Here is a 14057-nt window from a genome sequence, read left to right on the forward strand (position 1 = left end):
CGAGTGCGGGTCCGCCGTCGGCGGCCACCGCGATGCGGGCGGCACCGACGGCGGGCCAGACCGGTGCCGGCTTGTCGCTGGCCCGGCTCAGGCGCGCCTGCGGGGTGTCGGCGGGGGCGACGTCGGTGACCGGCACGGCGGGTACCGGTGTGATGGGCGGCTTCGTGTAGGCGGCGGCGACCGCGGCCCGTTCTGGTACCTGCAGGAGGCCGGCGGCCATCACGATGGCGGCCGCGACGGCGATGGCCCTCCGTCGGGTGCGGGAGCGGGTGATCGTGAGCATGCCGTGGCGGGGGCGGTTCGGCGTCACCGGGTGACCTCCGGGGGTGTCCGAGGGGCGACAGGGCGAGTAGCGGGAGCCGGTGTGTCGCCGGCTTACGGGGTGGGCGGGTTGAACCGCAGCCCCAGGCCGGGCCGGAGGACGGGTTGGCGGTAGGTGTACTGGATGGCGGCGGTGCCGTCGGCGTTTTCGATGCCGATGGTGGCGCCGCCGCCGCGTTCGAGGAAGGTGCCGTCGTTGTCGGTGTAGGCGAAGCTGTAGCCGCCGGCTTCGTCGAGGATCGCCTGGAAGGTGACGCGGGTGCGGGGGTCCTCGTAGGAGTGGACGTTGCGCCATTCGATGACGAACTGCCGGTTGGGTGCGCTGCCGCGTACGGCGGTGCGGATGCTGGCGTTGGCGTCGACGACCCAGTCGTGCCAGAACGGGTACAGGGCGGCGTTGGGTTCCTCGGGGCTGGCCGGCGATGGGATGGGCCAGGCGTCGGGTGACGGTTCGCCGGGGTTGAGGAAGCTGACCAGTCCGTTGGTGTCCACCCAGCCGGTGTTGTAGGTCTGCCCGTACAACGTCACCGGGAAGGGCAGCGCGACGGAGGTGTAGGCGTCGTCGCCGGTGAGTGACAGCACGGTGCTGTTGGCGGGGGTGTAGGTGACGGGTTGCTCGGTCAGCCGGTAGCCGCCACCGGCGACAGTGGCGCCCAGGGTGTAGTCGGCGGTGGCCTGGGTGTTGGTGCCGACCACGACCTGCCGAACGTCCGAGCCCCGGCACGCCCCGGAGGGCGTGGTGGCGATGACGGCCCAGCTGCCGGCGGGCACGGCGGTGATCTGGTAGGTGCCGTTGGCGGCGGTGGTCGTCGTCCGGTCCGCCACCGTGATCGTCGCCCCGGCCACCGCGGTGCCCTGACAGGTGACGGTGCCGGAGACGCTGCCCTGCCCGGGCGGGTTCGGGGTGAACGTGACGCCCTGGCCGCTGGCGAGCCACGGCTCGCGGAACAGGTACTGGAAACCGATGGAACCGTCGCCGTTCTCGATCCCGACGGTGCCCTCACCGCCGCGCTCGATCGACTTGTTCGGGTCGATGTCGGCGTAGGCGAGGGTGATCTCGCCGTTCTCCTTGAACACCACCTCGAAGGTCGCCCGGGTGCTGGTGTCGCCGTAGATGTGCACGTTGCGCCACTCCACGACCCACTGCCGGTTCGGCGCGGTGCCGCTGACCTTGGTGGCGATCCGGGCCTGCGAGTCGACCACCCAGTCGTCCCACAGCACGTACACCGCCGCGTTCGGGGAGCCCTCGGCCGCCGGCGACGGGATCGACCCCGGCCAGGAACCGATCCACCCGAAGTACGCCGGGTCCTTGAAACTGATCAGACCGTTGGCGCTGATCCACGCCGAGGTGTACGTCTCACCGTAGAGCTTCACCGGGAACGGCGGGTTCTTCTGCCACACCGTCTCGTCGCCCTGCCACGCTTCCACCGTGTCACCGGGCACGAACGTCCGCGCCCCGGCGGCGCACTTGTAGCCGAACTCGTCACCGTCGACCATCACCGACAGGTCCACCTCCGACACACCGCCGGGGTGATTGATGATCTCGCGGGCGTACTGGCCGGCGCACCGGCTGTCGCCGGTCGACGCGGCGACCTTGTACTCACCGACCGGCACGGCGGTGAACTGGTAGCTGCCGTCGGCCGCGGTGGTGGTGCTGCGGTTGCCCGGGTTCAACGTCACCGTCGCCCCGGCCACCGGGTTACCGGTCACCGCCGTGGTCAACACGCCCTCCACCGTCCCGGCCGACGCCGGGGTGTAGGTGATCGAGCTGTTCGCCGTCAGCACGGCCTCCTGGAAGGAGTACAGCGCCGCCACCGTCCCCGAGGCGTTCTCCAGACCCACGGTCGCACCCGCACCCTGCTGGGTCGGGGTGGACATCGCCCCGTAGTGGAACGCGATCCGCCCGTCCTCGTGGAAGATCACCTCGAAGGTGACCCGCTGCGCGTTGGTCGGCCGGAACCCGACGTTGCGCCACTCCACCACGAACGACCGGTTCGGCGCCGAACCCACCGTCTGCGTCCGCACGCTCGCCGACGCGTCCACCTCGAAGTCGTCCCAGAACGGCGCCACCACCGCATTCGGCGCCGCCAGCGTCGGCATCGTCGGATTCGCCCAGGTGTCCGGCTCACCCGAGGACGGACCGAAACTCACCAGACCGTTCGTGTGCACCCGACCAGAGGTGTACGACTCGCCGTGGAAACGCACCGGGAAGGGCAGCGCCACCATCGTCGCCGCATCGTCACCGGTCAACCCCAGCACCGTCGACGCCGACACGAAGCTCGACGCGCCAGTGGTACAGGCATAGCCCAGACCCCCGTAGTCCGGCCCGAGTCGCAGGTCACGGACCACATCGGCGAACAACTCCACCTGCTCACGGGCCACCGCGCCGCAGCGGCCCGCCATCCGCACCGACACCGAGTAGCTGTCCGCGACCAGGCCGGTGAAGCTGTACGCGCCACCCGCGCCGGTCGTGGTGCTCACCCCGCTCGGGTCGAGGGTGACCGTCGCACCCACCACCGCGGCACCGGCGGCGTTGGTGAGCGTGCCGGACAGACTGTGCAGCTCCAACTCGCCTTCCGACTCCGGCCGGGCGAACGTGATCGCCTTGCTGCTCGCCAGCACCGGCTCCGCCACGGAGTACCGCAACCGGTCCTGACCGTCCTCCGCCTCGATCCCCACGACCGCGTGCGCACCCCGCTCGGCGGCGTTGTCGAGCTGGTCGTAGTTGGTCGTCACGGTGCCGTCAGGGGCCAGGACCGTCGCGAAAGAGACCCGCTGGCCGGTGTTGCCCTTACGGTGCACGTTTCGCCACTCCACCACGAACCGCTGCCCGGCTCCCGAGCCGGTGGTCGCGGTCCGCACGCTCGCCGAAGCGTCGACGACAAGATCGTCCCAGAACGGCGCCACCGCAGCGGCCGGGGCCACCGGAGCAGGCTGACCGGTGTACGGGTGTGAACCGCCCGGATCGGTGAAGGTCAGCAGACCGTTGGTGTCCACCCAGGCACTGCGGTACGCCCCGCCATAGAACGGGAACGCGAACGGCAACGGCACCGTAGCGACCGCGTCGTCACCGGTCAACGCCAGCGCGGTGGACGCCGTCGTGAACGCGGTCGTCTGCTCGGAGCAGGTGTGCCCCAGGTCGTCGCGGAACGCGGCCAGGAGGATGTCGTACGTCGTGTCCTGCCCGTGGATTTCCAGCGGTGCGCTGAACGACAGGCCGCAGCGGCCGCCGAGGGTGGCGGTGATCGTGTAGGTGCCGGGTGCGAAGCCGGTCATGGCATAGCTGCCGTCAGCGGCCGAGGTGGCCTGGTGGCCGCCCGGTTGCAACTGCACCACCACATCGGCCTGCGGCATGAAGTACTCGTTCCACACGGTGCCGGACAGGCTCGCCGCCGGCCGTGCGGTGAACTCGTCAGTGGTCATGTCGCTGACCCGGTTCCCGTCGTCCACCGCGACCGCGTATACCAGGCGGGGTCCGAGGCCGCTGCCGATGTCGACGGTCACGGTCGCCGTACCGCCGGCGGTGGTGGCGTTGACGGTGCTGCCCAGACCGGTGCCGTCGATGCTGTACCGGAACTTGGTGACGTTGGTGTCTCCGCGGGCGTCGAACCTGACCGTCAGTTGCCCGCCCGCGGTGGCCTCGCTGCCGTTGGGGAAGGTGACCGCTGGTGGTAGCGGCACCGCGAGTTTGGCGAGGTTGGTCGCGGTCTCGACGAAGTTGTAGAACCGCACGTCGTCCACGACGCCGCTGAAGAAGCTGTCGTAGCCGCCGTTCCACTTACGCCGGCCGACAGAGAAGTCGCTGGTGGCGTTGAACCCGCCGGACAACGTCACGGTCTCGGTCTGCGCCACCCCGTTGACGTACAGGGTCATCTTCTTGGACGCCCCGTCGAAGGTGGCGGCCAGATGCGTCCACTTACCCGCCGTGGGGGCGGCGTTGGAGTGCACGCTGACCATCGGGGCGTTGTCGGTGTCGGCCGTGGCCATGGTGAACCGCCACCGTTGGCCACTGACGACGTAACCCAGGTGGTAGGCCGGCATGCGGGAGCCGTTCGCACTCACCGCCGCCTGCGCGCCGGATCCGGACAGTGAACTGATCTTGACCCAGGCGGTGACGGTGAAGCTCGCGTCGGTCCGCACCGGGGTCGACACGCCGGTGTCCGGATGGGGGGTGTTGATCGTGCCCGTCTTGCTCGCCGCCGTGTTCCCCGGCAGGGACAGCGCCGTGCCGAGCCCGGACCGGCCGGCGACACGCGAGGCCGAAGCATCGATGGTCAGGGCGTTACCGTGGCCGGAGTCGTCCGTGGCCGTGGTACCCGTCTCGTCGAACGTCCACTCGCCGGCCGGACCGGAGCCGGCCCGGACGGTGAACGTGTACGTCACCGGGGTGGAGAACCGTCCCGCATGGTCCTTCGACCACACGTAGAGGATGTTCACGCCGTCGTGCCGCGGCGCCACACTGAGCGATGCGCCGTAGTCGCTCGTCCGCGCCGCAACGGTCTTCGCCGCGGTCAGCACACCGGAGTCGAGGCTGTAGGCGTACTCCTTCACCTCGTACGGCCGAGTCGTCGGCGCGGTCAGGGTGAACGTGCCGGACAAGCCGACACCGCCGCGAGGAACGCCGTCATTGGTGTAGTTGGTGGAACTCACGGTGGCCGGCGGTGGCGGCGGTGTCGCGTCGACGGTGAACTCGCAGGTGCCGGACCAGTCGCCGTAATGCGAGCCATCCCACGTGCGGGCCTGCCACACATAGCTGCGCCCGTCGGTCAATTTCCCGGCAGGGATCGCCTTCGACGCCGGCCCTGGGTTACCCGACGCGGAGGACATCTTGTCGGTGTCGTTTCGTGCGCCACCGACCTGCCACCAGTGGAAGTCGGTCCTCAGCGACTGCTGGTCACCGTTCGGGTCCGAGTGCTTGGCGGACAGTTCCGGCGTGGTCGTGAGCACGTACGGCCGCGACGCACCTGTCGCGCAGCCCTTGCCGTCCGACTTGCGGTCCGACGGAGCGTTGGCCAGATTGTTGAAGGTGATGGCGAGCTTCGGCGAGGAGTGGTTGAACCGCTTCCACTGCTTCTTGGTGCTCTCGTCGATCGCCCGTAGACCGACCGTCAGCTCCGACTTCCGGTTCTTGGCCGCCTCCTTCACCATCGTGGTGACGTTGAACTCGATGGTGCCGGTACCAAGACAGCCGTGTGCGGCCCCGTGCTTGCGGTTGCCCTTCACCTGCGCCGTACGGCTGCTGTCCCAGGTCGGTTGGTTGTTCCACGTCGTACTCGACGAGATCGCCCCGGTCTTCCACAACTTCGCGTTACTCACCGGACTACACGTCCACGCGTGTCGCTGCTCGATCCGGAACTCCGCCTTGGTGACCTCCGTGCCCGACGCCCGTGCGATGTTCATCCGGAACAGAGACCGAACAATGTGATCAGCACAGCCCGAGCAGTCCTCAGTACGTCCGGCGCCCGCCGAGCCATAGGTCGACCCGTTGTTCAACGCCGACGAGTTCTTCCAGAACGAGCTCGACTTGTATTTGCTCCACACCGACGTCCACGCGTTGCTGGCGATCCCACCGGTCCAGGACGGATCGATGTAGATGGGCAGCTTCGTGCGGGGGTCGGCCAGCATCGCCTTGTCGGGCACGATCGTCATCGCCTGACCGTCGACCCGCACCGGCATCACCGCCCGCCGTGCCGTCTCACCTATCTCGGCGTGGCTCGGCTTGACCTGCACCGACGCTTGCTCATCCAGCTGCCTCTGCTGCTGGGCTGTACTCGGCTTACGCTGCGGACTCGTCGCACTCGAACGCTTCTCCGCCGGCCCGGCCAACGCATCGGCCTCCGGCGCATCCGAGGAGTCCCACATCATCGGGGCCGGCGCGGCGAACACGGTGGTGCCCTTGCCGTCCCGGGCCGCCAACCCACCTGACGTCGTCGCGCTCACCGTGACGCCCTTGGTCGCCAACCCGAACCGCAACGACGCCAGTTCGGCGCTCGTCGCCGCCTGACGCGACTTCACCACCAGCACCTCGGAAAAGCCCATCGGCTGCGCGGTGACTCGCAGATCAACATCCGGCAGGACGTCGCGGTAGACCGCCGTCGCGCCCTCCAGCACCGGCGTCGGCAACCGGCCCGGCCAGGTCATCGCCACTTCCCGATCACCGTCGCGAAGCCGGGCCAGCGGCGCGTCGCCACCGGTCGAGAAGACCATCGGTAGCACCGTCGCGCGGGGGGTGATCCCCTCAGCGGACACCTTCAGCGTGGTGTCCACCGGCGCCCACGACTTCCCCTTGCGCACCCGCGTCGGCTCGATGGTCTGCTCCAACGTCCGCGAACCGTCGACGTTCAGGAACATCTGCGACCACTCGGTGCGCTCGGCGAGGATCTCCACCCGCCGACCACACACACCGACCATCGCCCCCGCCGCAGCGGCATCCGGCTGCTCGTCCTGGCACACCTGCGCCGGCTTCGGCGCCGCCGCCTCGGCCGAGGTAGGCGCTGCCAGCATCGACGCCACCAATGTCGGCACCAACGCCGCTATCCACCAACGCTGCGACGCAGCCATGCAGACGCCAGCCACCCGGCACCCCCGTGATCAAGCCCGATCGATGCGCGAACTGTAAGGATGCCGAACGATCGATGTAAAGAGCGGTCACAAGCTGCTACCACAAACCGGACTTCGTCACTCGTTACGCACTTCCTCATGACGCAGTGTGGCTGAGTTCGTACCTGGCCCATGGCGTCGAGGTCGCCGGCCCTCGGCGTCCTCGACGAAGGGGCAAGGGGTTCCTCCTCGTAGGGTTTTGGGGAGACCGAGTACACGCGCCACCGGCGCGGCCAACGCCGGGCAGTCACATCCCGAGACGGGGCCACCCATCGGACTACGTCATGCCATGATTCGCGCGTGTTCACACCAGCCGCGCGGCGGAGCGTCTCCGCGCTCGCCCTTACGCTCCTGCTGACTGGCTGCGCCAACCAGGCCACCCCGGTGCAGGCCAAGCCGACACCCCCGTCCTATCAACTGGTCGACGACCTGTGCGAGCGCCTCGACCACGGTTGGATGACCGACCTCGCCGAAACGCCCCCCAGGTACAGGTCGATCCCCTCGCTACCTGCCGGGAAGGACCATCGGCGGTGTTTCGCCACAGCGCTTGACAAAGATCGGCGCACCCTGATTCAGGTGCAAATTGACACGTCAACGCCATCGGATGGCCAGGCTGCCCTGCCCGGATCCTCGCAGCCATTTGACGGTCTAGGAGACCAGGCGCGGATCCAGTTCGGGGAGCCCGTCACAGGCCCGAGCGAACACTTGGGGGGCCAGATCACCACCCGCATCGACCGCCTCGCGGCAGTTCACGGAACCGCGAAGGTATGGGTGACTCTTACAGTCCACGCCCCAGCGGTTCCCGAAAAGACAGCAACCGAAGCAGTACTGACCGACTACGTAAACGAGATCCTTACGTTCATGGCGGCCGTTCAGTAGCGGTAGGCGGTCCTGGACCGCGTTGAGGGCTGTCGGCTCCGCACCCGGCGCCGTGGTCCCTACTGGCGATAGAGACAGGTGGATGGTGCGGGCTATCCTCCGTCACATGGGCCAGCACCCGGCTCGCGTACGTGATCCTGGATGGCACCCTAATCCCGATCGATCGGGTCGCGAACCAGAAGCCGTACTACTCCGGGAAGCACAAAGCCACGGGGTGACTGCAGGTGATCGCGGACTGCAAGGGACGTCTCGTCTGGGCCTCGCCCTGCCTGCCCGGCGCCGTGCATGACCTGACCGCCGCACGCACGGCCTGATCGACGCTCTGAGCTGCGCCAACGTCATGACCTTCACTGACAAGGCATACCAGGGCGCTGGCGGCAGCATCTGCACCCGTTCAAGCGCCGTCATCACCGACCGCGACTGTCCTGCCGGCAGAAGACCGTCAACCAGCACCATGCCATCACCTGACCTGCTGCGGCGTGGGCGGCACGCCGCACGGCCGTGATCACATCGACCATCGAGCTGCGTGTACAGCGAGTCGGGCATGAAGTCTGGCTGGAAGCTACCGCCAACGAACTGACTGTATCGCTGGGGGTACCGAGCGTGTGAAAATCGCTGCGTTGACCTGCACGCACAGGAGGGCCATTGGCGGGCATGCACCCAATTGTCGCGCGGCAGGACAGCGTCGCGGCTCTACGCCTACTCAAGGCCATCGCCGTGGCTCACCTCTACAACCAGCGCGCGCAGGCACTGAGCATCGGCGTCTCGATCGCCTTGGCCGTCGGTGGCCTGCTGACCGGCCCAGGTTCACGCTACGGCGCTGCGGTCGCCCTCATCGGCGCGATCTGGGCCGCAGTTTACAAGGGGGTGATGGCACCCTGGTCTGAACGGTACCTGCGGATCGCCGCGACGCTCCAGGAAATGTTTGACGCCGATCTGCTCGGCCTCCCGTGGAACCGCGTCGCGATCGGGGATCGCATCGGCCACGACGAGGTGAGCCGGCTCAGCCGGCGTTTCCGCGGTGACGAAGATCGACTCGGAGGGTACTACCTGGTGGCAAGCGCCGCGGCGCCTTACGACTTGCTCTTCTGCCTGGAACAGAATCTGGCTTGGGGATCCCGGGTCAGGTTCCGCTTCGCCCAGATGATGCTCGGCGTGTTGGTGCTGTGGTCCGCGACGGGTGTCCTGCTCACTCTGGCCGCCGGCGCGACGGTGAGCAGGCTGGTCGTGGGATGGTTCGTGCCTTCGCTCGGCCTGCTGTTGCTGTGCCTAGACATGTACCGCACGCAGATGGCGAGCATCCGGGAACGGCTGCGCGTACTGGGGTTGGTACGTGCGGTCATTGACGATCCGTCGTCGCCGGTTATCGCCACCCCCGCAGCGCTGACGTTCTTCGCCCGTCAGGTGCAGGACACGCTCTATCACATGCGGCAGCTCCAGCCGCGCCTGCCGGTCTGGTATTTCCAGCGGTACCACGACCAGGACAAGTCCGATTTTCAGATCAGGATGCAGGAGCTGGAAGCGCGGTTCCCTCGGTCATGACCACTTTGGAGGAGCTAACTCGCGAGTTCGAGGACGCGGCCGTCGCGTCGGAGATCATCGAGTCGCTGCTCGACGAGTGCCTCGAGATCCGTTCCGGGAGCATCCTGGCGCTCCGCCGCGGCTACACCGGAGCCCGGTTGACGAAGGCGTTAATCGCCAGCACCAACGGAGCGCCCAACCCGCGTTGGTGCGTAATCAAGTACTGTCCGCCGGTGCCAGTGAACCATCGGCGGGAGAGTCGGCGGCACAAGGCAGCCCTGAATGAGTCACCCACTCGGTTCCGCAAACACCACCTCACGGAGATCGTCTTCCCGCCGGTTCGGTGTAGCCAGGGCGCCATCGTGATCGGCCAGTCGATCGCCGATGGCATTCCGCTGGGAACCGTGGAACTCGACCAACTCGCGCATGTCAGCGCAGTGGTGTGGAAGGAGATTCTCGAGGGTTGGGCCGGTTCAGAATACGACACCGAGCATTCGACAGTGGCCGAGTTGCTGGCTTGTGAACTGGGGGAGAGCTTCAAGGAAGATGGGTGGTTACGCGACTGGGCTCAACGGCACGACCTGCTCGTTCCTGCGTTTCTAGAACTGCCGGACGAGGACGGGCCGCTGCCCAACCCATGGCGGCTGTTCGCCGAGGACTTCCCCGCGGCCCGGGAGCAGATCCACTATCTGGTGGGCCGGGCACACGGCGACCTACACGGGGACAACGTCCTCGTACCGATGCATGACGGGGCCGCCCACGCGGCCGGCTTCCGGTTGATCGACCTGGCCACCTACGAGGCGCGGGCGCCGCTCAGTCGGGATCTCGCCGCCCTGCTGGTCTCGCTCTGCTGGCGCGAGATCGGGGCCTCTTCCCCGCGTAGCCGCCTAGCGTTCCTCACCTACCTGGAACGCGACCACCGCGACCCGCGCCTCGATGACGGCATGCCGGGCGACGTGCGGAAGGTGATCGACGCGCTGCGCGAACCGGCGCTCGAGTTCGCTGTCAGGAAGGGCTGGGATCCGGTGCAGTGGCACCGGCAGCTGAAGGTGTCCCTCCTCGCGCAGGCGATGCTGCACACTGCGTACACGTCCGGCACGGCGGATGCTCGCCGCTGGTGTGCGCGGCTGGCGGGCCGGCTCACCCGGGTGCTGCTCGGTGCAGTGGACCCGCCGGCGGAGCCGCCGATGCCCTTCGATGCAGGAACTCCCCTCGCAGCGATAGGCACGACGGTGACGCGGGCGCCGGATCGGCGGGTCCACAGCGGCTCCCTCTTTGTCAACCGGACGGGTCAGCGGAGTCGCCTTCGTGCGGCGTTGGACGATCAGGTCACCTCGGTCATCGTGGTCAGTGGTCCGCCGGGGATCGGCAAGACCGCGCTGCTGCGTGAAGTGCTCGCCGATATGGGCTGGGGCGATCCGGATGATGAGACCTCGCCAGTGCGCTGGCACGACGCCACACCGTACGGTGAGATCGGTGTACCGACCCTGATAGAGGACATCGAGCCGCCTGGGTCGAATCAGGTGGCCGGTCCATCTGCGCGGGCACGCTTGGAGATCGCCCTAGATAGCCTGGGCAAAGCCGGAGATGCCAGGCCGGTGATCGTGCTGGACTCGGCAGAGAACCTCCTCAACGAGGATGGCGTCCTCCGCGACTCGGAGCTCGACCTGGCAATGGAGGCCGTTCAGGGCCGGCTGCTCCCTGTCATCAAGGTCGTGTTCGTGACGCAGCGCATTCCCGCAGCGACGACAGGCGTGGCGTGGACAGGTACGGCGTGTCGGATTGTCGTCGACGGGCTGGAACCGCCGTCACTGCGCGAGCATTTCGCCGAGCTCGATCCGGACAACAGACACGGCCTCTCCGCGCTACCGGAAAATGATCTGCGGCGCATCCACGGCGGTTTAGCTGGCAGCCCGCGACTCGCCGAACTCCTCCATGCGATCCTCAGCAGCGATCCGCCGGGGCTGCACTCCCTTGAGGTTGGGCAATGGTTGTCCTCCGTACCGGCGAATAAAGTACACGAGCGGCTGGTGCAACTGTTCGTCGGCAACCTTCCCATCGAACAACAGCGGGCGGCTGAGGGCCTGGCAGCACTCGGCATTCCGGTTCGCACCGATGCCGTCATCGGCGTCCTAGAGCCGTACGTTCCCGCAGCGCGGATCGAGCCGGCCCTGCGGGAACTCGTTACTGCCCGTCTCATCCTTGAGGGCCGGGACGGCCGCCGGTATCTGCGCAGAAGCGAGATCTGGCCGATCCTCGCGCGGCTGGCTGAGGGAGACCGGAACGCGAACGAGGGCGAGCGGCCGACCCGTCGCGACCTCCTGCTCCGATCAGCCAAGGTGCTGCAAACCATGCAGAAGGACGACGACGATGTGCAGGGCATGGTCGACCTGACCATGCACTTCGCGCGCGTCGACGCCTGGCTCCGGGCTGGAATGTACGAGCCGGCGCACAGCCTCATCGAGTCAATGGCCCACCTGGTACGCCACTGGGGCAGCGGTGCCGAGCTGCGAACCCAACGGGAAGCCGTGCGCGGCCACCTCGACGACGACCCGGAGGGCGAGATGATGAATCTCGCCGCACTAGGCGACATCTACTCCTACAGCGGCGATCTTCCCGCAGCGCGGGCGGCCTACACAGCCGCGCTCACCATCGCCAAGGAGAATCCGGAGCCTGAGGCGATACGCCGGATCCACATAAACATGGGCTTCATGTTCTGGGAACACGACCACCTCGCGGAGGCCGAGAAGTACTACGCTTGGGCCCTAGCGCTGGCCGGCGAGGACGACGGCGACCGTGCCGCCGCACTGATCGGCATCGCCGACTGTCGGCAGCGGCACGGGAACTACCGACAAGCGGTGGCGGACGCTCTCGCAGCCTTCGATGCCGCCCACGAGGTCGACCCCGGACTAGCGTTGGACATCGCGCTGCGACTGACACGCTGGTACGCCGAGCTCAACCAAATCCCGGACGCCCTGACAATGTTGGCGAAGTGTGCCGAACTCATCCCGGCCCGCCCTGACCCCTCGGCACAGGCAGAACTGCTCAACTCAACGGCCAACCTGTATCTCTACCGGAACCGACACAGCGACGCGCGGTCGGCCGCCGATCAGGCCATAAAAGTCGCCCGCGTCCACCGGGAACCGACCAACCTGCGGCAGTCACTCACCACTCTCGCCCTCGCCCACGTGCACCTTGGCGATCTCCCTGCGGCCCGCAAGGCGATCGAAGAGTCGGCCCGCTACCGGCTGGCCGGCCAGGACACCGCGGAGCTCGCGCTGCGGGGGATCATCGCCCAACGCTGCGGCCTCCCTGGCACCGCAAGAGATCTCTTCCAGCAGCTCGATGACGAGACGCGCAGACGCACCGGGGCCGATAAGAATGATCTCGTGGCCTGGGACTTCACCGGAATCGCCCGGTGCTACGCGGTCCTCCTCGACAATGCAGAACCCGCCACGGCCCTGGAGGCGTTCCGCCGGGCTCGACCGCAGCCGGCCGAGCGGACTCCTGGGTTAGACGACCGCCTGAGGTTCATGGTGCAGACGCTGGCCAACGGTGACTCCCGCCTCGAGCCTGTACTCACGGAGTTGGCGCGCTTTCGGCCAGGCCGAACCGCTTAGTCCTCGAACCATCCCTGCTCGTGCGCCAATATGATCGCCTCAAGTCGGGTCTTGACGCCGATCTGCTGGTAGAGCGACTGGAGCAGCCGGTACATGGCTCGCTCGGAGTAACCCGTCTCCGAAGCCAGGCGGGGCACGGTCCAGCCCTTGGACAGTCGCCGCAACCAGGCGACCTGCGGCGCCGAGGGTGCCGAGCGGCGGGAGGGCCGGCCGGCTTTGCCGGCCACTAGGAGGTCTGCCACGTCGGCCGGCATGACTGCCTCACCGTCGAGTGTCGCAGCCACCGCCCGCTGCAACGCCGGCACCGTCGCCGCGCGCGCCACCACCGACCGCGCGCCGGCCCGCACCGCCCGAACGCCCAGCGAGGAGACGTCACCGGACGGCAGCGCGAGGACGATCGGGCGGGGCCGCACGAGGCACAGCGCGGTCAGACGATCTAGGTCTTCGGCGGAGTCCAGGGTCAACAGCACCATCCCGCCAGGCCGTTCACGCAACCAGGCCAAGACATCGGTGGGCTCCTCAACGAGGCGCCCCACACTCGACAACGCCGCTGCAACGCCAGCCCGGAACACTGGTAAGGGGTCTAGGACCGCAAGATGAACGGTCACAGTTCCCCACACCTCCCTTGGGGCTGCCCAGCTACCAGCCGGATCAGCGCCGACAGCTTAGGACCGGACAGGGTACTGCCATTTCACCGTCATGGTTCCGCATGATCAGTCATGGACCTGCAACGCTACGTGTTCATAGCGTCGAGTCATCCGACGGCGCTTGGAGGGTCCCCGCGTGGTCTATTTCGACAAATCGGGTCGGCGCATCAACCGCCCCCTCCAGCGCCGCACTCCACAGCCAGACCCCAACCTCGACGCCGCCAAGACCCGATACATTCTCAAGGTCGCGGCAGAAAACCCAAGATTCACCGCCGACGAGGTGTACGCCGAGATTTACCACGGCCGGCGCCGACACGACATCACGAAGGCCATGGTGCGTTACGTCCTCGCCAAACGTCGCCGCACATTCTCGGTGTGGCCGTTCAACCGTTGACGACGGGCCTGGCGCCACTGCCGAGCAAGCTCGTTCAACGGTCACGACTGGGACTTCGAGATCGCGCCAGGCTGC

The 14057-nt window shown here is 67.6% G+C and carries 6 protein-coding genes and 1 pseudogene; 5 read left to right on the forward strand and 2 right to left on the reverse strand.

Features of this window, described 5'->3' with window-relative positions:
- Nucleotides 1–375: 375 nt before the first annotated feature.
- Nucleotides 376–6825 carry a carboxypeptidase regulatory-like domain-containing protein gene (locus O7597_RS10370; RefSeq protein WP_281582572.1) on the reverse strand — a complete coding sequence of 2150 codons (6450 nt, stop codon included), beginning with the start codon at nt 6823–6825 and terminating at the stop codon, nt 376–378.
- Between the two features lie 396 nt (nt 6826–7221).
- Between O7597_RS10370 and O7597_RS10375 the strand changes: the two genes are divergently transcribed.
- The 4 genes and pseudogenes from O7597_RS10375 (at nt 7222) to O7597_RS10390 (ending at nt 12941) form a co-directional block, all read left to right on the forward strand.
- The gene (locus tag O7597_RS10375) at nt 7222–7800 is read left to right on the forward strand and encodes a hypothetical protein (protein WP_281582573.1); all 579 of its coding nucleotides are present in this window, start codon (nt 7222–7224) and stop codon (nt 7798–7800) included.
- A gap of 113 nt (nt 7801–7913) precedes the next feature.
- A pseudogene (locus O7597_RS10380) lies at nt 7914–8259 on the forward strand (transposase family protein); the annotation flags it as partial.
- A gap of 195 nt (nt 8260–8454) precedes the next feature.
- Nucleotides 8455–9342, forward strand: coding sequence for an S-4TM family putative pore-forming effector (locus O7597_RS10385; protein ID WP_281583227.1), 888 nt, complete (start codon nt 8455–8457; stop codon nt 9340–9342).
- Nucleotides 9339–12941 carry an ATP-binding protein gene (locus tag O7597_RS10390; protein ID WP_281582574.1) on the forward strand — a complete coding sequence of 1201 codons (3603 nt, stop codon included), beginning with the start codon at nt 9339–9341 and terminating at the stop codon, nt 12939–12941. Before O7597_RS10385 ends, O7597_RS10390 begins: the two co-directional genes overlap by 4 nt.
- Here O7597_RS10390 and O7597_RS10395 read toward each other — a convergent pair.
- A complete protein-coding gene (locus O7597_RS10395; RefSeq protein ID WP_281582575.1) occupies nt 12938–13414 on the reverse strand; it encodes a hypothetical protein in 477 nt (158 codons plus the stop codon). The genes O7597_RS10390 and O7597_RS10395 overlap by 4 nt on opposite strands.
- Before the next feature lie 310 nt (nt 13415–13724).
- Between O7597_RS10395 and O7597_RS10400 the strand changes: the two genes are divergently transcribed.
- On the forward strand, nt 13725–13982 hold the full coding sequence (locus tag O7597_RS10400) for a hypothetical protein (RefSeq protein WP_281582576.1): 258 nt from the start codon (nt 13725–13727) through the stop codon (nt 13980–13982).
- The last annotated feature ends 75 nt before the right edge of the window (nt 13983–14057 follow it).

The organism is Verrucosispora sp. WMMC514 (genome assembly GCF_027497295.1).
Classification (GTDB): domain Bacteria; phylum Actinomycetota; class Actinomycetes; order Mycobacteriales; family Micromonosporaceae; genus Micromonospora; species Micromonospora palythoicola.